Origin of the sequence: Kitasatospora sp. MMS16-BH015 (assembly GCF_002943525.1) — a bacterium.
Classification (GTDB): Bacteria; Actinomycetota; Actinomycetes; order Streptomycetales; family Streptomycetaceae; genus Kitasatospora.
This window is the reverse complement of record NZ_CP025394.1, coordinates 5,302,476-5,327,665: the sequence shown is the minus strand read 5'-3', so window position 1 is coordinate 5,327,665 and position 25,190 is coordinate 5,302,476. Positions and strand designations below refer to the sequence as shown.

The following is a 25,190-nucleotide window of genomic DNA, read 5'->3' as shown; positions in this document are numbered from 1 at the left end:
GGGTCGGTCTCCTCGGTGTTCGCACCGGCGTGGTGCGTGTCAGGTCCGGCGGGCAGCCGGCTCGCTGAGGGATGAGTCGAGGAGGGGCATCGGATTACCCCGGTTCACGGGCATTCACGGCTGATCGAACCTTGATGGATGAATGCTGCTATTTGATGTGCGCGCCGTCGACGCGAAGCTGGAGCGAGCCCGCCCCGGGAACCGACGTCCACCATCTCGGCGACGCACTCGTGAACAGGCTGATGACGGCGCTGGGGCGGCACGACATCACGTTCCCCTCGCTGGGGGCCGACTTCCCCCTCGGGGGCCAGCCGCTGATCATGCTCGGACGTGCCAACCAGGAGACGGTCGAGAAGCTGGTTGCCCTCCTGGACTCCGTTCGGCCCAGCGTCGGCTGACGCGCACCACCCTCGGCCTCTGCCGGATCGCACTCGACGGGGGACGGCCGGACGTCGTCCCAGTGCTGATCGACGTTTCGTCAGTTCACCTGGATCGGACCCTGGCCCGGCCGGCGTCGCTGCGGGGCACCGTCCAGGATGCGCCGGCATTGACGTGTTCGGTGGTGAACCGCGCCACCCGCTTGTAGTCACGCGAGATCAGCGCGGCCTGCGGACCGGGCAGCGCTCCACCGCATTCCACGGCCCGGGCGATGATCTCCTCGGGGCCCAACTCCCGGTTGCGCAGAACGACTCGGTTGACCACCTCGCGGCGGATCTGGTCATAGCGGCGCAGCGCGGCCACCGGTTCCTCGTCCTTGGCCAGGCACCAGGCCAACGCCCGGGCGTCGATGATGGACTGCGAGCCGCCGTCCATGCCCATCGGGAACATCGGGTGTGCCGCGTCGCCGAGCAGCGTGACCCGGCCGAAGCTCCAGCGCGCGCCAGTGGGTCCCGGTCGAGCATCGGGTATTCGAAGATCCCTGAGGAGTTCGCCAGGAGGTCCGGCAGGTCAACCCACGGCAGCTTCCAGGCGGCCGGGGCCGGCGCCGGCCTCGGCCGCGTTGATCCGGCGGTTCGAACCCACCCGTGCGTCCTGGCCGCTCTGGTGCCGGACTCCCAGGACCCAGTTCATCAGCGTCCGCCCGCCGGCGGTCCCCGGAGTCGGCCGACGTACCGCCGCAGCGGCCCACCAGCGGCTTTCTCGCATCCGCTGGCCGGGCGGGCCCATGGGGCGAGGGCCCGGCGACGGCGCGCGTGGGAAATATCACCCCAGCTGGGAGAGCACAAAAGCTTCATGTGCTGAAATATTAGCCATATGCAGAATGATGGCGCACGGCCGACACCAGGCGGACCCGGGCGGTCCGCACCGATCACCTCGTACGCGGCGCTCGGGGACAGCTTCACCGAAGGCCTCAACGATCCCGGTCCCGGCGGGAATTTCGCGGGCTGGGCTGACCGGCTGGCCCGGTTGCTGGCCGAACGCCGCCCGGTGACAGCGTCCGGGCATTACGACCTGCGGTATGCCAACCTGGCGGTCCGCGGCCGCCTGCTGGACCAGATCGTCGCCGAACAGGTGCCGCAGGTCGAACAGCTTCAACCCGATCTGGTCAGCATCTGCGCGGGCGGCAACGACATCTTGCGCCCCGGCACCGACCCGGACGAGGTCGCGGAACGGTTCGAGCGCGCGATCGAGCTGCTCACGCCGCACGCCGGCCGAGTGCTCATCTTCACCGGCTTCGACACCCGGGCGACACCGGTCCTGAAGCACCTGCGAGGCAAGATCGCCATCTACAACTCCAACCTGCGCGCCATCGCCGACCGGCACGATCTGCTGGTCGCGGACCTGTGGGGACTGCGCTCGGTGCAGGACCGGCGGGCGTGGAGCGAGGACCGGCTCCACCTCTCGCCCCAGGGTCACCAGCGGGTCGCCGAACTAGCAGCCCGAGCCCTCGGCGTGCCCGCGGACGACCCGGAGGCGCCGTGGCCTCACACCGCCCCGCACTCCAGCGCGGAGCTGCGACGGGAGAACATCCAGTGGGCGCGCGAGTTCCTCCTGCCGTGGGTCGGCCGCCGAGTGCGCGGCGAATCCTCCGGCGACCGGCTCACGGCGAAGCGCCCGGAGCCGGAGTTGATCCCGCGCTGACGGGCCTTGCCCAGCTCCTGCTCCACCTCATGGAGCAACCGCGTACGGCAGACGGAAGCGGGTCGGACGGGGCCCTGACCCAGCGGATTCCGCAGAAGCCGACCAAGGCAGCGGCGGCCGCCCGGCTCGGCGCCGAGCCAGCGGGCAGACCGGGGACCGCACCGTGTTCCGCCCGGCGGCCATGGGGGCAGTCCGGTCGAGCTACGCCCCGGCCGGTCAGCCCATCGGCCGGTAACCCCACCGCTCGTACGGGCCCCGCACCTTGGGGTGGTCCGGCTCGACCAGCAGGGTGTCCGTCTCCTCCAGTTCCGCAGCCGGCACCGGGCCCACAACGAAGGAATCAACGGCCGGGCCAAGGGCCATCACATCGAGATAGCGGATCCCAAGAAGCGCCTCGCCCACGGACGCGTCGTCCAGGCGGTCCTGCTCGCACTGATGGTCTTCATGATCAACCTGCTGACCATCCAGGACTGGCTCCTCACCACCACCCCCGAGTTGGCCACGGCCGTCACTGTCGAGGACTACGACGGCCTCACACCAGCCCCGTCCGGCCCCGCTCCGTTCAGCTGACGACCACTCCGCGACCGTCCTGAAGAGATCCACCACGCACAGCCGTTGACCGACCCGTCCAGGGCCAGGTCCTCGCGTCCGCCGCCCCTCGGCGGACTGACGAACAGCCCGCATGGCGCCATGACCTACGCCACGAAGCCCCGTCGCCATCGCACGCCACCTCGAACAAGCCCGCTCAAAGCAGAAATCCCGCCCGGCCGAATCGGCCGAGCGGGATTTCGTGACCCTTCACGAGTCTCACTCGTAAACAGTCATTGGGTGGGCCGTTCACGAGTGTCGCTGGTCTGCAGGAATGGGCGAGTCAGACGGTGGGCTTCCCATCCCGGCGAAGATCACTTCCCACATCATCATGTCCATGACTTATCCCTGTCGTCCGGAAGCCAGGCACCCTGCTCATTCCGGGCCGTGCTGCCCCGCCCGATGCGGCTCTGGCCCTTGCGATCCCGGAGAGGACAGATGACCTTGTGCTCGGAACCCGTCCTCGTCCCGGTGAAGCCACACCCGGGCGTTGCGCCATGCCGCATCGAAGTCGATGAGCCCCGAGGCCCTCCGCACCAGACGCCAAGCCAGCCAGCTTGTGCGCGGAGCGAGCAGCCATCGCAGGAGGGCGGTTGTCATGGCGCCACTTCTAGGCCATCGCCCCCGTATGTATTCGCGAACATCTCATCGCCTTGTTCCAGTTGGGTGGCCAGATCCGGGTGACCGAGTGCCCTCATGTAGTCGGCCGTGAATGTGACAAGAGCACGCTGCTGGTGCGAGCTCTGGAAGCGGGAGAAGAAGGTGCGCATGATCTCGAGGACTTGGCGGTCGGACGGCTCATGAGACGGTGCACGGGCTGTGGCGAGGAGCTGAGACAGGTGGGTCAGCGCACCGGCGAACTGTTTCCTGCCGCCGTCGTCGGTCAGCTTGAAGTCCTTGACGAGGTCGGCCCATGGGCCGACCTCCGGCATGGTCAGCGCTGCAGCCAGAACTGCCGGGTCGGCCAGCGCACGGGCCCGCGCTCGGACTGCCTGGAGGAAGACAGCGTCCTCCAACTGTTGCTGCTGGCACGCCTGCACCAGCCGCTGGGTGGCCTCGACTGCGGCAGCGTCCAGGGTGACGGTGATGTCTGCCCTCAGTGGCTGTTGTCTTTCCTGACTTGAGAGCTGTGTTTCCGCTGGTCAGGCATAGGGGCGGTGGTCTCGGGGAGTGGTGACGTGTCGTGTCGTCGCTCTGGTGGAGGTCAAGGATGCCGTCGGTCGTGGGGCTGCTGGAACAGCGTGAGCTGACCGCTCGCCGTCGTGTGGATGAGCTGCGGGAGGAGGCGGACCGTATCCAGGCCGAGCTGGTCGCGGCCGAGCGGGAGTGGAGCGAGTGGGTCATCGCCCGTTCACGCGTCGGCGAGGTGCTGTCCCCGGGCGAAGGAGACATCGCCGGCCCGGACGCCGTCGAGAAGCCGTCGGATCGCGGTGAACCGCCGGCGCTGCCTGCATCTTCGGCAGCGGCGAAGCCGAAGTCGGTGGTGCCGATGTGGCGTGCGGGTCTGGCCCGGTCGGCACTGTCGGCGGACTACCAGCGCATCGTGCAGGCTCTCGCGGACCGAGGCCGTCTCGGTCAAGGCCCGCTGACCTGCCAGGAGATGGCCGCCTGCTTCGGCCTGGACCCGGTGCCCGCGAAGATCGAGGCGTTGCGGTCGAAGGCGAAGCGGCTGACAGCGCGCGGGTGGCTGGTCGAGCCGGAGCCGGGCCGGTTCACGCTCGCGATGGCCTTGGCCGGGCCAGGCGGCGGGTCATGAGCATCGTCGCCGACCAGTAGACCATCGCCTCCGCGCTGCCGGTGGACCGTTCGAAGTCCCGCACGAGGCGGCGGCTTCGCATCAGGTGGGCGAAGAACCGCTCCACGATCCACCGCTTGGGCAGCACGACGAAGCCGCGCATGTCGTCACTGCGTTTGACGATGGCCAGGACCAGGGCGAGGACGGTGAAGCCGTACTCGACGAGGCTGCCCGTGTAGCCGCCGTCGGCCCAGACCAGCGCCAGCCGGTGGTGTGCGGCGGCCACCTGGGCGAGCAGAACCTGCGCGGCGGCGCGGTCGCCGATGTCCGCTGCGGTGACCATCACCGCGAGGAGCAGGCCGAGGGTGTCGACCACGGCGTGCCGCTTGCGGCCATTGATCAGCTTGCCGCCGTCGAAGCCGCGGCTGTCACGGCCGACGACGGCGTCCGCCTTGACCGACTGGGAGTCGATCACGCCCGCGCTCGGCTCCGGGTCCCGCCCGGCCTGCTCGCGGGCCTTACGGCGGAGCCGGTCGTGCAACTCCCGGACCAGACCGTGGTCACGCCAGCGCCGGAAGAACGCGTAGACCCGGTCCCACGGCGGGAAGTCAGCCGGCATGGCCCGCCACTTCGTTCCGTTGTCGACGAGGTAGCGGATCGCGTCCAGTATCGTGCGGTGGCAGTACGCCTCCGGCTGCCCGCCCCGCCCGCGCAGCCAGCCCGGCACCGGCAGCAGCGGCCGCACCACCGCCCACTCCGCATCGGACATGTCGGTGGGGTAGCGGCGCACACGGACCCCGTGGTCGACGGCGTTCCCGAACCGGTGTGCCAGGCAGTCACACGCGAGAGTGACCGAAGTGGACCCCGGTCCCGCGATGCCGTAGAAGTGGGACAACAGGGCCTCCTGGACCGCTCTTTGGCGTAGACACCCTTCGAGCTACCAAGAGGCCCTGCTTTCATGCGCGGCGGCCGCTGCGCTCACCCGATCGAGACCCCCGTTCGACCCGCGCCCCTCAAGATCGAAACGACAACAGCCACTCAGGACATGGTCCGGGTGATCGACTATCGGGCGGGGTCCTGCCAGGTGATCAGCCAGCGCGTCCTGTGCTCCCGGTAGATCCAGCGGGTGCAACTGCGCTGCGGTGTCGGTCGCCGCCCTACGTAGAGTGCCCCGGATGAGCCGGGCAAGTGCCAGATGGTCGCAGTCGGGTAGGCGGTCTGGATAGGTGGTTGCGGTGATCTGCGCACTGAAGGCGATGTCCGGGTAGCAGCTTGGCAGGACTGCCGAGAAGGCGGTCACCTCACGGCGCAGTACCCGCCGTTGTGCGCGGGTCGTGTGCTCGCGGGTCACGGTTGCTCCGGCCTGGCCGGCGAGAAGCGGCGGTCGATCAGGCGCCGCCGGAACTCGCGCATGGCCTTGGACTCGGTTGCCGTGTCGCGGCCGACGACGACGGCTGCGACCGGGTCGAGTCCGATGCGGCCGTTGACGACCTTCTCGATCAGCTGCAGGACTTGGTCCGCCGGCAGGTGTCCCTCAACGCTGGCCTCCGCCCACGCGGTGAGCGTGTCCTCACAAACGCGGGCGTACTCGACGTGGGACACGGTCGCGCTCCAGCAGGCGACGAGCTCGTCGGTCACCGACTTGTCGTGGGTCGCAGCATTGAGGAGAAGCTCTACCGGATAGGGGTCTGCTGTGATGTCGGCCAAGGCGAGAAAGGCCCGCCGGCCCGCGCGGACCCGGTTCGCTGCGTTCGGGCCCGTGCCGGTCTGGCCGGTCAGGCCGATCCAGTCGGTGACCGCTGCCCAGGTCTGGGCCAGCTTGCCGTGTTCTCGGACCAAGGCGCGCAGAGCCCGGCCGGCTTCCTTGTTGGCCGGATCGTCGGTATCGCGGCCTAGGACGTGCCTCAGGCGCACCAGCGCCTGGCCGGGGAACTTCGCGGCGAACGTGCCCTGGCACACCAATGCGGCAACCCTGGCGATCTCCGGGTCGCGGCTGGGCGCCCAGTTGTCCCGCAGTTGCTTGCGGATTCCCGCTCCCAGGACCGGGTGCTGGGCTGCGGCGGACAGCATCCGGGCGGCGGGCTCACCCCGACTGAGTGCCGTCACGGCGTCATTGCCCCGGGTGGGGCTGGGCAGCACGGTGCTGTCGTTGTGCTCGGCGGCCAGCTTGGCCAGCAGGTCGGCGATGGTTCCGAGCCTAGGCGCCCCGACCTGTCCGTCGGAGGTGATCCGGGCGAGCCACCTGCGGATGGGGTCCTGTGCCTCGCCGAGCTCGGTCCAGATGTGCCGCAGCACCGCATAGGGGTACCCCGGTCTGTGGGTGAAGGTGACCTTGTTGTCGGCCACCTTCGCTCCGCAGTCACGGAGTCGGCTTCCCAGGTCCATGCCCGACAGGGCGTTGCGCACACTGGTGTCGACCTTCTCTTCGAGCAGGTCGCGGGCCGCCTGGTTCACCTGGGCGGGGCTGGCTCCGTCGAGGAGAACCGCGGAGAGCAGAAGGGCCCGGTCGTCAGGGCGGTCGGCGGTGCGTGCGAAGAAGCCGGAGACGTAGTCACGCCACCCCGTGAAACGCTCGACGGCGGCGGCGAGCAGCTTCTCGCTTCCGGCCGCGCCGGCAAGCAGCCGGGCGAGGTCGGCCGCGTCCTTCGGATGCATTCCGTCGGTGATCAGGTGTGTGAGGTCCTGCTCGCCCTCCTTCACCTCGTACTCGGGCTGGAGCCGTTCGACCAGGCCGACGCACTTGTGGAGGAGTTCGAGGTGGGAGCGGACCAGGCGCCGTGGGGCAGCGGACCGGGCGTGGGTTGCGACGCCCGCCTCGGGGCCGGTGGTCGGCCAGCCGTCCTCGCCCACGATCACGATCAGGCACGATCCCACTTTCGCCAGGAGACGGCCGTGGCCGGCGAGCTTGGCCGGCATCTCCTTGGACCAGTCCACGGTCTCGCCGCGGGCGTCGAGTACGTAGCCGCAGTTCGGCTGGACCGGCAGCAGGGTGACGTCCGGCGGGTCCCAGTCCGGTGTGATCCTTCCCAGCCACAGAGGTGCCGCGCCCTGGCAGCGCTCACGGTCCACCAGCAGAAGGGCCCGGACGGCGGCGGCGTAACGGCCACTGCCGTCGTGCCCGGCGACCACCCCGAGACCGTTCCCCCGCATGAGCACGTCCCGCACTTCTTCCGCGGTGCTGATCGGCTTGCCGTCACCGTCGGCCCTGACCCATGCCTTTCGTGCCGCCTCGACCACCGCCGGCGCTACCTCGTGGGCAGGCAGCAACTCCTTCTCGTGGATGTTGACCAGGGCCAACGTGTTTGCTGTGCCGGATGCCTGGGCCTGGATGATGACCGACCAGTGGTTGCCTGAAGCGCTCTGGTTCCCCAGGGTCTCCTGGCCGACGCCGGCCTCCGGCTGCGACTGCGCCTCCGTCACCGCCGGGGCCGTCCGGAGGCGGTGATGGATCCCTTCCCGGTGTTCACGTTGCCACCGGCCTGGATGACCACGCTGGCAGTGTTCCCGTTGGCGTTCATCCCCTGCCCGCCGGGCTCAGCCGCTCCCCAGGTCGCAAGCAGTTCCTCGAGCTCAGCGGCCATGTGCTGGTGGCGCGACAGGTAGGCCCCAAGCTGCCAATAGCACTGAGTCCTCAGCGCCTCCCGGGCCTGCTCGGTGTCCGTTCCGTTCTGCTCCACGACGCTGTCGAGGTCCGCCAACTGCCTTTGGGCGTCGTCGGCCTGTCGGTTCCGCCGCAGGAACGCACCGATCTGCTCCCGGACCAACGCCCAACCGGAGCGCGCCACCTCCACGACCAGCGCCTGGCCCGCGCGCGTCACCAGGTCCGGCACATCGATGTCGATCACAAGCATCCCCCACTTCTCATGCAGCCCACCGCCGGGCCGCGCCCAGAAAGGATGCGAACGACGTGTGATTCCGCACAAGCGGAACGTATACATAGGCCAGTTTTCACCCCCCCCTTGCTCAACCTCTGACTCTTGCGCAACTACGGGGCTGTTCGATTCTGCTCGGGGCCACCTACCTCCGGACATGGCGTTCGGAAACCCCTTGGAGATCGACGTTCGATACCACCAGTGCGAGACGGCGTCGATCGGCCGCCCCCGATCTGGCGGGTTTTGACGGTCGTGCATCTCCCTGCCGTCTGGTTCGAAAGGTGACGCTTTCCCCCACCTTGCCCGACACTTCATCCCCTGTGGCATCGCTCGTACCGCCCCCGGGCGTCCGAGGCTGAGACACCTGGCCGGGTGGTCGACGGGTGATCGGTGTCCGCCCTGGCGCCCGGCCGTCGTCCGGCCCGTAGGGCCGCGCCCGCCACCGCCGGCGATGCGCCTTCGGGGCGGCGTCAACCGCGGTCGAGACGGCTTGTCGGGGCGCTGGTGCACCAAGCCGATGTCGGAGGTCGGCGATCGCCGGCTGGGTCCCGGCCCCTCCGGGAGGGTTTCGCGGGCAGCATCGACCAAGGGGAGTCCTCGAGGCGGTGCGCATGGCGGCCGGACGGTGGGCCGCGGACAGCGCTCGGACGGACCTGACCGGGGGAAGTCGGAACCACCCTCACCCGACACTTCACCGCCCTGCTCCGCCTGGCCAGGCTCCTCCGTCCTCCGCACCCCCGCCGAGCCCGCCACGCGGCCCGACAACGGCGACGGGCCGCCGCTTTGTGCAGCATCCGTCCGCTGACGTTGCCGTCAACTACTGCCGTCAAGACGGCAAGAAGCCCCGCCAAGACCTCCACGGTCCTGGCGGGGCTTCTTGCCGCTCGAATCATGGGATTGCATTCCCCGATGCTAGCTACCGTCGGGCGTACCTTTTTCTAGCACGGGCTAGGACATCCGTAGCCTGCGCAGATCCAATGCGCACTCGGACGGCAGGAGAAGACGGTTCGAGAAGCGAATCCCCAAGCCCTGCAGCCAGGGCTCGAAACGCAGCCTCTCGCACAAGACTGAACTCGCTCTCATCGTCGGCGATATTCATCAACATTTTCGCCAAGTCGGTCGGTCCTCCCGCCTTTCGAAGATGCCTGCCAGCGATGGAAATTGCGATTCCCCGAACATCGCCATCAACATCCCAATCGACCCCAGCCAGGAAGCTGCGGAGCTCAGGGAGGAGTTCAGAAGACATCCCCCAGTAGTCACCAAGAACCTGCAAGGCTAGACGGGACAGCATCGGGTCCGCAGGCATGCGGAGGTACTGCCTGACGGCCTCCGCCTGGGCAGGGGAGCCCGCCAACCCAACCACGTGCAACGCCGTATACAGGTCTCCCTGACTTGCCCAGCCCTCAGAAATTGCCTCCACGGCAACGCCGAGTTCCCTAGCGCTCAGCGTTCCAGATTTCGCCTTACTGAGCATTTCTGTAAATTCTGCCATCAGTACCTCGGGACATATTTCTCTGAGTAGTCGAGCAGCTTACTGGCCTGGCTGAGTTCAGCCTGGAGTGACGGGAAGATCGGATCATCAACCCCCGCCTTTGACATCTGCACCTTGATCTGGTGCATGCGATTCAGGAGACCCGCCTGAGCATCTCGCACCTCGCCAACGTGGTCCCACGGAGTCCCGTCAGACTTTCGCGCAACAACCTCACCGCCGAGTTCACGTTTAGCGGCATCCAGATCCCTGAAAGTGAGATGCTCAGCGATCCTGTCCGTCTTTGTCGGAATGCCACAGCTCGAATTGTGCACAAGCACTGGCACAGTACCGGCGAGTACATAGTACGTGTGGAGCTCGCCGATCGTAAGGTTATAGGCAGCCTGGGGCGCGGTGTGGTAGTTCCGCACCGATGAGACCATTACAGTGCTGCCGTCAGGCCGGCGAAGTTCATCTCCGCTCTTGACATCATCCGCATTGGTCCAGCGCTGCGTAGTGCCGTCCCAGTACGGGTGGTGTGCTGTAGAGGTGACTACCTGGGCACTCAGCGTACTGTCGCTGGCCGCGAGGGTCAGGTCGGTGAATTCAACATCTTCATGGCCGATGATTCTTGCGACAATTGACTCAGCCTTCGTCACTCCTGCAAGAGGATCGGTGGCCAGAACCCGGTCACTGTCTTGGAGGTCGACTATCGCCTTTGTCTGGCCGTCGGCAAGGAGAACTTGAGTGTCAGCTGGAAAACTGTTGCACTCACTGAACGCCCGTGCCTCAGCGGAGAGCCCTTGCTCCTCCGCTCGCACCAAGCCGCCTCCAACTTCACGCGCCGCCAAAGCTGCCATGGTCCCGGCAACCGCGTCGGCCGTTCTCTCCGACGTGGAAAGGCCGAATGGCGAAGAGACCTGACTTCCAATCTGGCTACCCAAAGCGGAATCCCACCCGGTGCGGCACTCCAGGAAGAGGCAGTAGTTCTGGTAGAAGTAGTCGGTCTCTGCCTCACTCGCCCCGTATGCCCACACTTCAATAGCAGCGTGGTCAATAGTGCTTTGCCCAGCGTGATACTTAGTAGCGATTCTGTTGAAGTCGGCGTCGCTGGTGTTCGAGCTGTTGCGGACATGGTCGCTATTGAAGGAGGCGTTGGCCGCGTAGAGGAACGACACCATCGTCGCCTGCTGGAGCGTCAGGCCCGGGTGGTCACCACGCTGATCAACCTTGGCGTCAGTGTCCGTTCCATGCGTGCCGACGGCCATTCCCGGGTTCTGCCCGTAGCCACCGCACTCGTCACGAGGACACAGACCACTGGGGTCACTATCGTTGACCGGGTCGTTGTTGCTGTAGGCGTAGCCGTTCCACTGCTGTGGATTGGCCACGTCCAGGACCAGGTCAGGGGTGATGAATCGCCCGTGCGAAGTGTCGTACTCGCGGGCTCCGAGGTTGGTGTAGCCGGCGATGTCGTCCTTGGTGCCGCCGACGTAGCCGCGGTCGCCGGCCCAGGTGGAGGGCTGGGTACCGCGGGGGTTGCCGAACGGGTCGGTGAGGCGGCGGGTCTCGGTGAGGGCGGTGGCGTCCAGGGAGAGGGAGCCGGTGCCGTGGAGGTCGCTGATCTGGAACGTGGACTTGCCGCCCTGGCGGACGAGGGACAGGCCGCCGGGCATCTGGTAGTAGCGGGTGCCGGTCGGCTTGGTGCTGGTGTTGGGGTCGTAGACGAGTTCGTCGCCGCCCAGGAAGATGGTGTTCTTCCCGTGGTAGCGGCGGATCAGCTGGTTGCCCGCCGCATCGTAGAGGTAGTGCGTCCGGCTGACCTGGGTCCGCTTGTCGACGCTCTCGACTCTGTTCTCCGGGTCCCAGGTGAGCGTGGTGAGTTCGGCCGGGTCGGTGATCAGGGTCGTGTTGCCGGAGGCGTCGTACTGGGTGGTGCTGACCGCGGCGGTGCCGGTGCCGGTCTGGGTCGAGGTGGACAGGAGGGCGTGCGGGCCACCCGTGCCGCTGTCGGCGTTGGGGGTGGTGATCGGGGTGTTGGGGCCCGTGTTGAAGGTCTGGGTGACGGTGGTGTCCTTGGTGGTGTCACCCGAGGGGTCGTGCTGGACAAGGGTCTTGCGGTTGCCGGTCAGGTCGTAGCCGAAGGTCTGCCAGTACGGGGCGGGGCCTCCGACGGTGGTCTTCTTCGGGGCCTGGGCACCGCTGGTGGGCGTGGAGTTGGTGCAGGCGCCCTGGACGCCGGCCGCTCGCGAGGCCATCGTCAGGGTGCCGGTGTCCGTCCAGGCGGTGGTCAGGCGACCGAGGTAGTCGTAGCCGTAGCACTGGAGGTCGGTGTTGGCCGGGACGTTGTCCGGGATGTTCCGGACGCCGGTCAGCTTGCCGGCCGGGTTGTAGGCGTAGGTGACCTGCTGGACCGCGCCGGTGGCAGCGGTCTGCTTGTCGACGAACTGCGAGACCGGCCGGCCGGTCGACTCGTCGAAGGTGTTCGTCACGACGATCTGGGTGCCCCACGGGTTGACGGTGGTGCGGATGTTCCGCCCGTACGCGTCGTAGTCGTTGGACAGGTCCAGCGTCGCGCCGTTGAAGACGCCGTAGGACCTCAGCAGCCCGTAGTCGTCGTAGGCGTAGGTGAGCGTCTCCTCCGGGATGTCGCCGATCGCCGAGCGGTCGTCGGCGGTCAGGGCGCCGCTGATCGGGTCGAAGACGGAGATGTGGGTGTAGGTGAACGGCGTGCCGCTCTGGCCGACTTCGCTGCCGGGGATGGTCACCTTGGTGGTGGTCGGGTGGTACGCCGTGTCGTACGCCGTCACCTCGCTGGTGTAGGTGTTGCCGCTGTCGTACCGGGTGGAGGTGGCCGGCTGGCCCTTGAGGACGGTGTCGTAGGTGAAGCCGGTGCGCTGGTTGGCCGTGCTGACCGAGCCCGTGTAGCTGCCGGTCGTCCGGCCGAGCAGGTCGTAGGTGTACGCCAGGGTCTGCTCGCGCGCGTCCGTGGTCGTGGCCAGTCGACCGGCGGTGTCGTACGTCTTGGTGGACGTGCCGGTGTCCGGGTCGGTGGCGGTGAGCTCACGGCCGGCCAGGTCGTAGCCGTGGGTCCAGGTATTGCCTGCCGCGTCCTTCTGCGTGGCCAGTTGGCCTGCCGGGGTGTAGGTGTACGAGGTGACGTCCGCGTCGGAGGCGTTGCCGGTGGCGGTGGCGGTCCTGTACTGCCACAGCTGGCTGGTCCGGCCCCGGGCGTCGACCACCGTCGAGGTCGGCGTGGCGCCGCTCGGCGGGGTGACGTCGGTGCGGTCGGCGCCGGGGTAGGCGGTGGTCGTGGTGGTGAGGGTGGCGCCCCAGGCCACGAACTGGGTGGAGACCGGGCGGCCCAGGCCGTCAAAGACGGTGTAGGTCTGCGCCGGGACCTGCTGGGTCGTGGTCTGGTAGAGCGTGGTGCTGGGCCTGGCGTCACCGTTGTACCAGGCCGCGTTGGCCCGGACGGTCCGGCCTTGCGAGTCGAGCACCGTGTCGGCGATCATGCGGCCGGAGTAAGCCGAGATCGCCGGGTCGGACTGGGTCTGCACGGTCTGGCCGAGGCCGTCCATGATCTGGATGCTGGTGGCGTACGAGCCGTTGGCCCGCAGGCTGGCCGAGGTGACGGACGGGTTGACGAGCTTGCCGTTGACGACGCCGGGGATGGCGTAGCTGAAGGTGTGGCTCGCGCTCGCCTTGGTGTCACGGCCTGGCGCCCAGACCGAGGTCAGCCGGCCGAGGGCGTCGTACGCCTCCGTGGTGACCCGGCCGTTCTGGTCAGTCACGGTCAGCGGGAGGGCCCGGGCGCTGTCCAGCGTGGTACTGGTCTTGCGTCCGGTCAGCACGTCGGCCGCACCGTCCGGAGCCGGGGTGACGACGGTGATTCCGGTGGGCAGCTCTCCCGGCTGTGGCTGGGTGTACGCGGTGGTGACGACGGCGCCACCGGTGTGCGAGGGGTCGACCGTGTTCTGGTCCGTGCTCTTGGTCAGACGGCCGTAGGCGTCGTACCCGGCGAGCTTGGTGGTGAACTGCGGGTTGCCGCCGGCGTCGAAGCGGTCGGCGGCCACCGTGGCGGTGACGTCGTGCGCCGAACCGAGCTTCCCGTAACCAAGGTTGTCGTAGTAGGTGTTGGTCCAGCTCACCGCGTTGGCCTGGGTGAGCGGCGCGGTGCAGGCGTTCGCACCGCTGGCCACCAGCACCTGCGAGGGCAGGGCCTGGACCTGTGGGTCACTGCCCGCCGCGTAGGCCGTGCGGGTGCAGATGTCCGGCAGACCGTCGGCGCTGTCCAGCACCGTCAGCACCACGTTGCCGTGCGCGGCGTCGGTGGTGGAGGTCTTGCTGTCGGTCAGCCAGGTGCCGTCCGTTTTCTTGGACTTGCTGGTGACGGTGGAGGTGGTGGCCATGTACCGGGCGACCAGCGCGGGCAGTGAGCCACGGTTGTGGGTGGCCGTCGGGTGGTCACCGGAGAAGGTGTCGACGGAGTAGGCGACGATGCCGCCGTTCTCTTGGGTGTAGCTGTCCGACTCCAGGGTCTGGCCGGTCAGCCAGTCGGAGTCCGTCACCGCCCCGCTCATCGGTCCGGCCACCTGGGTGGAGCGGGTGCCGGTCGAGGTGATGTCGCCGTTCATGCCCTGGTAGTAGCTGGTGCGGCTCTGCGAGCGGACACCGTCCTGGCCGCTGCCGGTCACCGCGATCACGCTGGCGTAGCCGCGGAACTGGTCCCAGGTGCGGTCCGCGTCCTGGGTCAGCGGGGAGTCGTCCCGGTGCCAGGCGGCCGGGCCGTAGGTGTAGGTCTTGGCGATCGGCACGGACCCCGTGGTGACCCCGTTGGTGGTCACCGTGCGGACGGGGTACTTGAGGAACCAGTCGTCGATCGGCGGGTCTTCGGCCTTGGCCGTCGGCGGGTGCCACTTGACGTTGAAGCAGGAGCGGACGTCGGAGTCCGCAGAGCCGGGCATCGGGCCGCTGACCCGGGAGCAGTCCGGCGGCCAGTAGTCCACGGCGACGGTGCCGCCGGTCTCGGTGGTGATCAGCTGGATGCGCGGGCGGTTGAAGTCGGGCCGAGCGGGGACCAGGTTGGTGCCGTCGACCCGGTTGCGCAACAGCATCGAGGTGAAGGTGACCGGAGCCAGCGGGACCGGCGTGGCCGAGGCCTGCCTGTCGCTGGCCGTCCGTTGGACGGAGTCCAGCCACGGCACCTGGGCGTTCTCGGTGGCGTTCTGCACGCTGACGAACGAGTGGCTCAGCGCGTAGGAGTCCACGGTCTGGTACACACCGGCCGAACGGACTTGCGTGGCAATGGACTTGAGCCAGAGCGTGCTCCAGTAGCTCGGGCTGTAGTTGGTGCAGGTGCCGGTGCTCGCGCAACTCTCGTCCAGCGGCGCATCGGGCCAGTTGGCCGCGTTGGCCAGCGTCCGGTTGCCCGGGTCGCAGGCTGTACCGGTGGCCGTGCAGCGCTCGCCCGAGGTGAACGTGACCTTCGCCGCCGGGTTGTACGTGCCGTTGGCGGTCAACTGGTCGCTCAGCAGCTGGCCGTAGCCGATGCTGGCGAGGACACCGCCTCGGGTGTACTGGGTGTTGGTACCGGTGCCGTTGTTCTGACCACCACCCCGGGCGTAGTAGTTGGCCTCGGGGGTGTAGGTGTAGGTGGTCAGGTTGCCGTGCGGGTCGACCACGTAGTCGAGGTTCCAGCGCCAGGCGCTCTGGCACCAGGAGCCCTGGCCCTTGCTGCTGTCGTAGCAGGGGTCGCCCGAGTTCGGCGAGTAGACCGGCACGGTCCAGGCCGAGCCGCTGTCCGCGCCCTTGGTGGTGGGGTTGCCAGAGGCGTCGGGCAGGTGGTTGAGGCCGAGGTAGTACACCGTCCCGAAGATGTCGGTGACCTTGATGTACGAGCCGTTCCAGGTGCCGTTGGTGGCGCCGGTCAGGAACTGGACCTTGGTGCCGTCGTCGCCCTTGATCCGCCAGGTGCAGTTGGACTGCTCGGTGGTGCCGGGCGCGTTGGTCTGGCAGGACTGGTCGTCCGGCACCAGCTCGCCGGAGTGGCCGGCCAGCGACAGGTTGAGGTTGGCGCCGGCCCAGCACTCGTCGCCGGAGCCGGCGACTCCGTCCTTCAAGCAGGGCTTGTAGGAGCGTTCGACGAAGCCCGGACTGTAGTCCCAGCCGTCGCCGATCCAGGATGCCTGGGAGTTGGTGGAGGAGGTCTTGCCGTCCACCGAGGAGGAGTCGTACGAGAGCGCGACCGACGGAGCGCCGCCACCGAGGGAGGCGGGCAGCTGGACCGGGTACGAGTAGGTGAACGCACCGGAGGAACCGCCGGCCGTCCATGCCTGCGAGGGGTTCAGCGGCGTCGCCGAGAACGTGCCCGCGCCGCTGGAGGTGCCGGACACCGCGGCTACCACGGTCGTGGGAACGGCGGACGCACCGGCAGACGCAGCGGTGGACGCGAGCGCACCGGCCGCTGGCGCGGACTTCGCGAGGGCGGTGTTCGGGGCGATCGTCACGTCGGCGACGAGCTTCTGGTTGACGCGGTCGTAGTGCGAGGCGAGCGGGGTCTGCTTGAGGCAGCCCTTGGCCTGTGGCGTCGTCAGGGCGCAGCCCGGGAGCGTCACCAGCTGGGCACGGGAAGCCCAGTCGGCGCCGAAGCCAGTGCCGTCACGGCCGAGGTCGACTCCGAGCCGCACCGGGCCACCGGCCGAGCCGGCGGCGGGAGTGAGCGAGACCAGGACGCCCGGGACACCGGCCGCCGTCGCGGCCTTCTGGTCGGCGACGTCGACCTCGACCTGCTGGCCGCCTGCCGCGGACCCGGCGAGCGGGGCGAGTGCCACCGGCAGTCCGGAGGCGACGAGTTCGGTGCCGGCCTCGGCCTGCTGGCCCTTGGCGAGCGGGTGCGCCGCCGGGGCGGCGGCGAGACGCACTGAGGCGTGGCCGTGCTTCGGCGCACTCGGCGACTTGGGTGCCTGCCAGGTCGGCGGGACCTCGTGCGCGGGCTTCGCCGGCGTCGCCGGGGTGACGTCGTGGCCCTTGACCGAGACAGTCCTCGGAAGCGGCGTGTTCGGCGGCGACCACTTCCGCGAGTAGTCCGGGCCGGTCGCTGCGGCGATCGTGACCGGCATCAGAAGTGACCCCACGACGGCCGCAGCGGTCGCCGTGGCAAGCCTTCGTTTCAATGATCGTCCACCTCCCGAGGAGGTGCGATCATTTCGGAAAATTGACACCCAAAACCCCCAATGCGAACCAGTCCGAGACCAGTCCACGAGTCAATATTCGGAAGCCGGACAGCTTATTGGCTCCTTACAGAGACAGGTCAAGGGCCACAGGGAGACACGCGAGCGTGACGGAGGTCACACCTTCGCCAAATCGCCTTCGTCCATGCCATTTTGGACAGTTCGTCAGTTAATGAAGTTGCGTCGCGCCATGGCCCCTAAGACCGTTCTGGTGGCCATTTATTCGTTGCATGAGAAAATTTCATCTATCTGGGGGGATTTGTTGATCAGAAACCGTTCGCGTGGTAGCTCGCCTCGCCGTGTCCTGGCTCCAGCGCTGGCTATCGCACTCGCCGTCACCGCTTTCGGTACACCCGTCGCACTCGCCGACACCGGCCCCGACCCGGCCTCCGAGGCCGCGTTCAACGCCGCCACCGCCAAGATGACCGCCGAGCAGCCCCCCGCCACCGAAACCGACAAAGCCGTCGCCGAGGCCAAGGCCACCGGCAAGAACGTCCCGATCGACTCGCTGACCACCGAGTACACCGAGACCTCCGCCACCCCCGAAGGCCACCTCGCCCTCACCGCCCACCCCGACCAGCAGCGCACCAAGCGCAGCGGCGCCTGGCAGCCCCTGGACGCCACCCTCGCCGCCAACCCGGACGGAACCTTCTCCCCCAAGTCCTCGGCCGGTCAGCTCGTGCTCTCCAAGGGCGGCAACGGCACACTGGCGACGATGACCAGCGCCGACGGCAAGAAGCTCTCGATCACCGCCCCGTTCCCGCTGGCCAGCCCCACGGTCAGCGGTGACAGCGTCACCTACCCAGCCGTCGCTCCCGACATCGACCTCAAGGTCACCGCGACCAAGGCCGGCGGCCTCACCACCATCCTGGTCGTCAAAACCCAAGCCGCCACGGCCGATCCGCTGCTGAAGAACCTGCACTTCGGCACCATCACCGACGGCGTCACCCTCACCGGCGACCAGGCCGGCAACCTCGTCGCCACCGCCGAGGACGGCAAGCCCCGCTTCCTCGCCCCCACGCCCCTGATGTGGGACAGCACAAGCCGCAGCTCTTCAGCTGGCCCGAGCGCCCGCCGAGCGCTCACCGCACAGGGCACAACGACCGCGCCGACCGCCGAGCCGGCCAAGGCGAGCACCACCAGCACCTCCGCCGGCCCCGGCACGGCCGCCCTGAGCGCCACCATGCCGGCCCGAGCCGACTCCAACGGCATCGACCTGACACCCGACCAGAACCTGCTCACAAACGGCACCGCCCCGTACTTCATCGACCCGGCCTGGAAACCCGCCCCCACCACCAGCGCCAACGCCTGGACCTGGGTGCAGTCCGGTGAACCCGGCACCTCCAACTACAACCGCACCGGCGACAGCGACTCCGACTACCCAGGCGTCGGCGTCTGCGGCGACTACGGCATCAACGGCGGCAGCTGCAAGCCCTCCTCCGCCTACCGCAGCTTCTTCCAGTTCGACACCCACGCACTCAACGGCACGGTGATCCACTCCGCGACGATCACCTTCCAGGAGTACGTCTCCGCCGACTGGAACTGCACGAACACCTACGGCGTCGACCTCTACCTCACCGGCGGCATCAACGCCCAGACCACCTGGGGCTACCAACCCGGTCAGCTCGGCAACAGCCTCGGCACCAAGGCGATCGGCGGCTCCGGCCGGGACGGCTGCTACGGCAACGTGCCGTTCGACTACGACGTCACCGGAACCTTCCAGAACTACGCCCCCACCTACCCCAACCTGACCTTCGGCCTCTACGGCAGCGAGACCAACCAGTACGCCTTCAAGCGCGTCACGCCCCAGCCCACGCTCTCCGTGTGGTACGACCGCGTCCCCAACGTGCCGACCAATCAGGCGACTTACCCGGCGCCCAAGACCATCAGCCCCTCGCAGAGCAACCAGGACTGCAACGGCACCCTCGGCAACGCCGCCTGGCTCGGCGCCGGCAGCGAGCAGGCCGGCGCCGTCACCCTCACCACCACCGTCTCCAGCCCCGTCCAGGCCACGCTCTACTCCTGGACCCACATCTGGGACTACAACGACCCGCGCGGCGTGACGGACGTCGACTCCGGCCTCTCCGCCGAGACCGCCTCCGGCGGAACCGCCTCCTTCACCGTGAAGAGCAGCGCGATCCACGACGGACACCTCTACGGCTGGGCTGCCAGGGCCACCGACCTCCTCGGTTCCCCGTGGTCCGCCTCGACCCCGACCTGCTTCTTCAAGGTCGACATGACCAAGCCGAAATTCGACTTCGGTGCGATCACCGACCCCACCAAGCAGTTCCCCCCGTCCGGCAGCGGCATCACCCCCCAGCTCTACGCCGGCCAGCAGGGCTCCATCCCCATCACCACCAGCGACCAGTCCAACCCTCCGGGCGCCTACGCCTCCGGCGCGATCTGCGTCTCCTGGGGACCCGACCCGCAACTGTCCAAGCAATACACCCAGACCAGCTGCGGTACCACCGCGCCCACCCAGATCCCGGTCACCCCGGGCCACTGGGGCACCAACATCGTCTACACCAGGGTGCAGGACAACGCGGGCAACGTCTCCGACATCCAGCAGTACTCCTTCTACGCACCGTGGAACCCCAACGGCCCAGCCCCGGTCTTCGGCGACATCACCGGCGACTCCGCCCCCGACATCGTCGCCCCCGACAAGTCCGGCAACCTGCGCGCCTTCACCGTCCCCGGCAGCAGCTCAGGCGCCGCCTCCCCCGCCACCTCGGTCGCGGCCGACACCACACACACGCCGCAGATGATCGACAAGACGGTCACCAGCGACTCCTGGGCCAACTACCAGACCACGCACCGCGGCAGCCTCAGCACGGGCACGAACGTCGACGGCCTGTTCGCACACAAGAAGGGTGACCCGAAGCTGCGGTTCTACATGAACCCGAGCGACCTCGGCGGCACCGGCCGGTTCGACGCCGCAGGCTCGGTCCCCAAGCCTGCTTGCCACAAGACGCCCGCCCACGACTGCACCGGTTACAACGCCACCGACTGGTCCACCGTCCAGCAGATCGCCGCAGTCGGTGACCCGCTGAGCACCAGCCTCAAGGCGAGCAACGAGTACTACAACCGCACGGGCCTGTTCACCGTCGAGGACTCCCCGGACGGCGACGGTGCCCTGTGGTTCTACCCGAGCATCGCCGACGGCGCCTTCGCCGCCGCGATCAACATCTCCCCCACCGGCTGGAAGGGTTGGGACCTCATCTCCCCCGGAGACTGGAAGAAGGAGGGCCACCCCGGCCTCTGGGCCCGCCGACGGGACAACGGCGACGTGCACGGCTACACCTTCACCATCGAGCCGATCACCACCACGAACCCGGCAACCGGCAATCCGTCAGACCCCTTCTCGACCTTCACCGGCCTGGCGACCAACAAGCAGATCGCCTCCGGCGTGGTCGCCTCGCAGTGGCCCCTCGTGGGCTCCGACGGCGACCTCATTGGCAACGGCGCCCCCACCCTCTGGGGCATCACCCCGACCGGCGACATCCAGATCTGGACTGCCAGACAGAGCACCAACGATCCGACCGCCTTCTCCTGGACCGGGCCGCTCACCGTCGGCAGCACCGCAATCGCCCCGAACCAGTGGCGCCTCAACGGAGCCAGCAGCAACAACGGCATCGCCACCGACGGCTCCGGCGCCAACCCGGCCACCATCTACAACACCGTCGGCTGGACCACCGACCACAAGCAGAACGCCCAAAGCGCAGCGGCTGTCACAGGCACCGGCTTCCTGCGGACCCAGAGCCCCGCCGTCGACACCAGCCACAGCTACACCGTCTCGGCCTGGGTCCAGCTCACCGGCAACGCCGGCAGCGACCAGACCTTCATCGCCGAAGGCGGCAACAACCACCAGGCGTTCTACCTCGGCTACTCCGCCACCCAGCAGGCCTGGCAGTACCAGGTGCCCACCGACGACAACGCCACCGGCACGGGCTGGATCACCGTCAACAGCGCGAAGGGCTCGGCCGTCCAGGGCACCTGGACCCACCTCACCGCCACCTACAACGCCGACACCCAGGCCATGACCCTCTACGTCAACGGCACCTACGTCGGCGCCACCCCCGACAAGAGCCCCTGGACAGCCCCGTACGGCCTGTCCATCGGCGCTGCCGCCAGCGCCGGCAACACCCCCTACGGCAATGCCACCGGCGCCGTCAGCGACGTCCACACCTACCCCTACGCACTCACCCCGAACCAAGTCACCGCGCTCTACAAGAGCTGACTCACGCCCACGAGGGGCACGCAGGCACGCGCCTGCGTGCCCCTCGTGCGCGCTGCCGATGCGGGCGTACAGCGGTAGCCTCGATGGTCTCGCCTTGCCCGGGACCGCACGACCTGCGGCTGCCCCGCATCGTTCTCGATGATCGCGACTGCCGGGGACATCTGAGTCGCAGAATGCTGGTTCCCGCTTGCCCTTCCGCGGGCGGGAACCAACGTAGGAGAGCCGCCAGGCCAGCGGTGTGGCCCGGACCATCCTGCTGCTCGAAAGCGACACGCCCCGCAGTAGTGGCTACATAGATAGCCGCCTGGGATGCTGATGCCGTGACGTACATCCCTTCGCCACGCTTCCGCAGGTCGGTGTGCGTGCTGGCACTCGACGCGAACGGCCAGCTCGCGCTTGCGGTCACCGCGGCCGGCACGCTGGTCCTGCCGCGAGAGGTGCTGCGCGGGCCGGAGTCCTACCGCGACGCCGCCGCCCGGTGCTGCGGCAGGCTGCTGGGTGATCCCGCGCCTCGCTGGGGCAAGGTGACGGGGCATCGGTGGGCATCCGGGTCGCCCACCGATGTCCGAGTGGAGGAGCACGTGCTGATCGCCCAGCCGGCCCGCAAGGGAGGAGCGTTCCCGGCCGGGACCGCCGTGCTGTGGGCCGACCGGGAACGCCTCGGGGAGCTCCTTCGCGGAGCCGACCTGGGAATGGCGCGCGACCTCACGAGCGGCTATCTCGACGGATGGCTGCCGGACGGGCCGATCACCCTGGACTGACCCGGCCGAGGCCACCGCACCGCCGACAGGATCAGGGCCGGCGCGGACCCACGGCCCGCGGGTCCGCGCCGCGGGGAAGACAGCCAAGGGTGCCAGCGAAGGACCACAGTCGGGCCGGCCGGGCGCGCGGTCCGCCCGGTGCCGGCCCGCCCGGTGGGGCTCACTCCAGCAGCAGCCGTACACTTCTGAGCCCGCCGTCGGTCAGTCGAAGGATGTCCGGACGCTGATCGACCAATGCCTTGATCGCGTCGACGGCGACATCGAGCGCCCGGTGGCACACGGGCACGTCCGCCACCTTGAGGTCGGCACTCCCGTGCACGATCTTGCTGCGGAGATCGTAGATCTTCGCCAGTTCCGTCCTCAGCGCCCCTCGCTCGGCGACGTCGCTCTCCAGCAGGGTCGCCAAGCACATCGTGATGCGGAAGGTGGGTTCCCCGTCCTTGGTGCCGAAGAGGTTCTCCCAGGCGATGACGGCGTCGACGAGGACGTCGGCGGGGTCACGCCGCTCCGACAGGGCCCGCAGCACCCTGCGAATGCCGAGGTCGATCTTCTCGATGCCCGGGGTCTTCAGCCTGCCGTACCAGTGGGCCCACGCGTCGGCCTCTTCCCGGGTCAACCGGATCGGTGTCAGCCCGGTGCTCCTGTTGTCCCACCAGGTCATCGACTGAGCCTCGGCGAGAGGATCCCGCAGGATCTGCCAGGCCGGGACGACCTGCACTCGCGCCTGCTCCCGCTTCACGGCCAGCAGCAGCGCGAACCGGACCCTAGTAAGCACCTGCTGGATCGTCTCACCGGGATTGTTCTGCTCCAGCCAGCTGAAGTCCGTGTCGTTCTTGGGGGGCTTGGTGTTGAACACGTAGGGGTAGGGGATCTCAAGTGCAATGTCCCCGGAGTAGTCGATGACGACCGGCTCGCCGTCGCCGACCGTTCCCGAGAGCTTTCCTCGTATCCCTCCAGGGGCTTGCCGGTATTCGCTATCGGTGGTCGCCCTGATTCTCACTTCCGCCAATTCCAGCTCGCATTCTTCGGGCAGGAGGACGCCGGTGAGATGGACGCGGGCGGTCGCGGTCTTGTTCTCTTTCCGCAGGATCGCGAGCATGCTGCGGAGCTCGTCGGCCGCAGCCGCCGAGAACCCGGTGGGCACCGGGGGTTGCAGGCCGTGGTCCCAGGCCCGGTCGAGCGCGGCTCGGACCAGACCGTTCAGGTGGAGCTCGCCACCCGATCCAGCGTTCGTCCTGACGTAGCCGGCCGGACCGAAACCGCTGACGCCCGGGCCAGCGAAGACCTTCGCCACTGCGGCGTCCTGCATCAGCAGGTCGTCGAGACGCTCCCTGGCCGGGTGGCCGAAGAATCCGCGGACGACAGCCCCATTGAACCCCAGCCCGGGCACGTCGGGGATCTCCGGCGGCAGGAGGAACGCCCCGTACAGGTCGAGTGCGATCTCGCGGACGACTTCGTCCGCCGTCTCCTCCACCGGATCCGCCACCTGCGCCGGACCGTCCGCCACGACGGCCTCCGGCGCTTCCGTGGCTGCGGCCGCGTCGTGCAAGCGGCGGGCCACTGTCCTCCCCTCGGAGAATGCGAAGAGGAAGAGCGGGGCCACCTGGGCCTCGTCGACGCCGGGAGCGTCTGCCGCGATCCTCACTCGCAGTTCGGCGAGGTTCGCCACGACTGCGATCCGGCCGGGCGACAACTCCGCTCGGCTTTCGGCGAACTCCTGGAGTTCGCCTTCCGAGCACGCGAGAAGGTAGGAGGAGATCTGCACCCCAACCACGGACCGTACCCAAGAAATTACATCAGCAGAATCCACGGCACCCTCGAATTCATCCATGCGATTCACGCCACCGTAGAATTCTCCGAGGTCCGACACAAGTGCTTTACCTGAATCCCCTTGCTCGGACCGCGATTGCGCCGGGTACGGCAGGCCGGGCGGGAACCGTGCGTCTGCGCCCCTCCGCCGGGCGCCGGGACACGGGCTGCCGGTCCGCCTCACCGGATGCCCTGCCCCGCACCGGCCGGCGAGGACGGGTTCCTCAAAGCGCCGGGCGGTGGCTCCGAGGTGGCACCCCGGCTGGCGTGGCCGCAGCACGGGGCCGGTCAGTCGTCCCAGGCTCGTTGTTCGCGCCACGGGTCGCCGTAGTTGGGGTACCCGGCGGCTTCCCAGAAACCCGGCTCGTCGGTCGTGGTGAGGGCGAGGGCGGTGACCCACTTCGCGGACTTCCAGAGGTAGAGGTGCAGCACGAGCAAGCGGATCGGGCCCCCGTGCTCATGTGCGAGCGGAAAGCCGTCGAAGCGGTGCGCGGGCCAGGTCCGGTGTCCGGTGTCCGGTGTCCGGTGTCCGGTGACATCCTCCAGCGGCAGGTTGGTGGTGTAGCCGTCGTGGCTGCGCACGACGACGTAGTGGCCGCGGTGTCGGCATCGTCGAGGAAGACGTCCAGGGGGACGCCCGTCCAGCGCGTGTCGAACTTCGACCAGCAGGTCACGCAGTGCAGATCGGTGGTGATCTCCTCCTGCGGCAGGGCCATGATCTGTTCCCAGTCCCAGGTGCGGGACCGGCCGGTCTCGGTGGCGAGGGTGAAGGTCCACGTAGCGGTGTCGACCGCCGGGGTGGGCCCGGCGGTCGACACCGGGAAGTCCTCGGTGGAGAACTGGCCCGGCGGCAGGCGGGACAGGTCGAAGCCCTGCCGTCCCCCGGAACTCGGGGTGAGACCCATGGCGGCCTCCAGGTAGTGGGGGATGACGTCGCACTACCTGCCCCGGCCGGCGTTTCGGTGCCTGTCCGGCCCGGGGTGTCGGGTATCGACCGGGCCGTACGGGACGGTGGCGGTCCCCGGTCCTGAGAGGGAACCCGTCGGCAGGAGGCCTGCCCCCCCGGGGCGGGCAGCCGGCTCGGGCGGTGCTCCTCCGGGCGCGGGGCTGCGGGCGTTGTCGGTGGCTTCGGCGGGCCCACGGTGTGGCGACCGGCTCCGGACACAGGTGCCGATGTGCCGATCACCCGTATCCGCTGTCGTCGCTGACGGCGGCATCTCGCTCCTGGTCGAGTTCCGTGTAGCGGATGGCGTCCTCGAGGGGCTCGGTGTCCGAGGGATCGTCGAACTCGGCGTCCACATCCAGGTCGGGGTCGACGAGGTGGACGGCTGCCTCCTCGGCTCCGGCCGCTCCGGCGTCGATGCCGTACACGTCCGCCTCACCGACCAGCAGACGGCCCGAGAGAGGCC

14 protein-coding genes and 1 pseudogene are annotated in these 25,190 nt (G+C 68.5%); 6 read left to right on the top strand and 9 right to left on the bottom strand.

Annotated features, from left to right (window positions below; all coding sequences use genetic code 11):
* The first annotated feature begins 230 nt into the window (after positions 1-230).
* Positions 231-398: a hypothetical protein gene (locus tag CFP65_RS23090; protein WP_158702326.1), complete on the top strand. Its 168-nt coding sequence runs from the start codon at positions 231-233 to the stop codon at positions 396-398.
* Between the two features lie 85 nt (positions 399-483).
* On the opposite strand, the gene CFP65_RS41130 is transcribed toward CFP65_RS23090, so the two are convergent.
* Complete coding sequence (locus tag CFP65_RS41130; RefSeq protein ID WP_256387311.1) at positions 484-909, bottom strand: FAD-dependent monooxygenase; 426 nt, start codon at positions 907-909, stop codon at positions 484-486.
* A 345-nt stretch (positions 910-1,254) separates the two neighbouring features.
* On the opposite strand from CFP65_RS41130, the gene CFP65_RS23080 reads away from it, so the two are divergent.
* Both CFP65_RS23080 and CFP65_RS23075 read left to right on the top strand, forming a co-directional pair.
* Positions 1,255-2,082 carry an SGNH/GDSL hydrolase family protein gene (locus CFP65_RS23080; protein WP_104817982.1) on the top strand — a complete coding sequence of 276 codons (828 nt, stop codon included), beginning with the start codon at positions 1,255-1,257 and terminating at the stop codon, positions 2,080-2,082.
* Positions 2,083-2,349: 267 nt separating this feature from the next.
* Positions 2,350-2,652 (top strand): hypothetical protein, encoded by a 303-nt coding sequence (locus tag CFP65_RS23075; protein WP_104817981.1) that lies wholly within the window; start codon positions 2,350-2,352, stop codon positions 2,650-2,652.
* Positions 2,653-3,266: 614 nt separating this feature from the next.
* Here the strand turns inward: CFP65_RS23075 and CFP65_RS23065 are convergent.
* Positions 3,267-3,686: a hypothetical protein gene (locus CFP65_RS23065; RefSeq protein ID WP_158702325.1), complete on the bottom strand. Its 420-nt coding sequence runs from the start codon at positions 3,684-3,686 to the stop codon at positions 3,267-3,269.
* 194 nt (positions 3,687-3,880) lie between these two features.
* Between CFP65_RS23065 and CFP65_RS23060 the strand changes: the two genes are divergently transcribed.
* Positions 3,881-4,426: a hypothetical protein gene (locus tag CFP65_RS23060; protein ID WP_104814471.1), complete on the top strand. Its 546-nt coding sequence runs from the start codon at positions 3,881-3,883 to the stop codon at positions 4,424-4,426.
* On the opposite strand, the gene CFP65_RS23055 is transcribed toward CFP65_RS23060, so the two are convergent.
* The 4 genes from CFP65_RS23055 to CFP65_RS23040 form a co-directional block, all read right to left on the bottom strand.
* Positions 4,383-5,174: an IS5 family transposase gene (locus CFP65_RS23055; protein ID WP_104820582.1), complete on the bottom strand. Its 792-nt coding sequence runs from the start codon at positions 5,172-5,174 to the stop codon at positions 4,383-4,385. The two genes, CFP65_RS23060 and CFP65_RS23055, sit on opposite strands and share 44 nt — an antisense overlap.
* Positions 5,175-5,752: 578 nt before the next feature.
* A complete protein-coding gene (locus CFP65_RS23050; protein ID WP_104817978.1) occupies positions 5,753-7,825 on the bottom strand; it encodes a hypothetical protein in 2,073 nt (690 codons plus the stop codon).
* Complete coding sequence (locus CFP65_RS23045; protein WP_104817977.1) at positions 7,822-8,256, bottom strand: hypothetical protein; 435 nt, start codon at positions 8,254-8,256, stop codon at positions 7,822-7,824. Before CFP65_RS23045 ends, CFP65_RS23050 begins: the two co-directional genes overlap by 4 nt.
* A gap of 1,512 nt (positions 8,257-9,768) precedes the next feature.
* Positions 9,769-16,863 (bottom strand): polymorphic toxin type 28 domain-containing protein, encoded by a 7,095-nt coding sequence (locus tag CFP65_RS23040; RefSeq protein ID WP_104817976.1) that lies wholly within the window; start codon positions 16,861-16,863, stop codon positions 9,769-9,771.
* Between the two features lie 373 nt (positions 16,864-17,236).
* Between CFP65_RS23040 and CFP65_RS23035 the strand changes: the two genes are divergently transcribed.
* Together CFP65_RS23035 and CFP65_RS23030 are read left to right on the top strand one after the other, a co-directional pair.
* Positions 17,237-21,211, top strand: a complete 3,975-nt coding sequence (locus tag CFP65_RS23035; RefSeq protein ID WP_158702324.1) for a LamG domain-containing protein — start codon at positions 17,237-17,239, stop codon at positions 21,209-21,211.
* A 320-nt stretch (positions 21,212-21,531) separates the two neighbouring features.
* Positions 21,532-21,972, top strand: a complete 441-nt coding sequence (locus CFP65_RS23030; protein ID WP_158702323.1) for a hypothetical protein — start codon at positions 21,532-21,534, stop codon at positions 21,970-21,972.
* A 160-nt stretch (positions 21,973-22,132) separates the two neighbouring features.
* On the opposite strand, the gene CFP65_RS23025 is transcribed toward CFP65_RS23030, so the two are convergent.
* The 3 genes and pseudogenes from CFP65_RS23025 to CFP65_RS23015 form a co-directional block, all read right to left on the bottom strand.
* Complete coding sequence (locus CFP65_RS23025; protein WP_158702322.1) at positions 22,133-23,803, bottom strand: HEPN domain-containing protein; 1,671 nt, start codon at positions 23,801-23,803, stop codon at positions 22,133-22,135.
* Between the two features lie 266 nt (positions 23,804-24,069).
* Positions 24,070-24,686: pseudogene (locus CFP65_RS23020) on the bottom strand (molybdopterin-dependent oxidoreductase).
* A gap of 277 nt (positions 24,687-24,963) precedes the next feature.
* A complete protein-coding gene (locus CFP65_RS23015; protein ID WP_174805565.1) occupies positions 24,964-25,152 on the bottom strand; it encodes a DUF5709 domain-containing protein in 189 nt (62 codons plus the stop codon).
* Positions 25,153-25,190 lie beyond the last annotated feature (38 nt).

What these genes read in the sequence shown, in the direction of transcription:
- CFP65_RS23040 (WP_104817976.1), bottom strand. Translation starts at nt 16,863, where the DNA reads ATGCCGGTCACGATCGCCGCAGCGACCGGCCCGGACTACTCGCGGAAG.
- CFP65_RS23055 (WP_104820582.1), bottom strand. Translation starts at nt 5,174, where the DNA reads ATGTCCGATGCGGAGTGGGCGGTGGTGCGGCCGCTGCTGCCGGTGCCG.
- CFP65_RS23045 (WP_104817977.1), bottom strand. Translation starts at nt 8,256, where the DNA reads ATGCTTGTGATCGACATCGATGTGCCGGACCTGGTGACGCGCGCGGGC.
- CFP65_RS23080 (WP_104817982.1), top strand. Translation starts at nt 1,255, where the DNA reads ATGCAGAATGATGGCGCACGGCCGACACCAGGCGGACCCGGGCGGTCC.
- CFP65_RS23025 (WP_158702322.1), bottom strand. Translation starts at nt 23,803, where the DNA reads ATGGATGAATTCGAGGGTGCCGTGGATTCTGCTGATGTAATTTCTTGG.
- CFP65_RS23060 (WP_104814471.1), top strand. Translation starts at nt 3,881, where the DNA reads ATGCCGTCGGTCGTGGGGCTGCTGGAACAGCGTGAGCTGACCGCTCGC.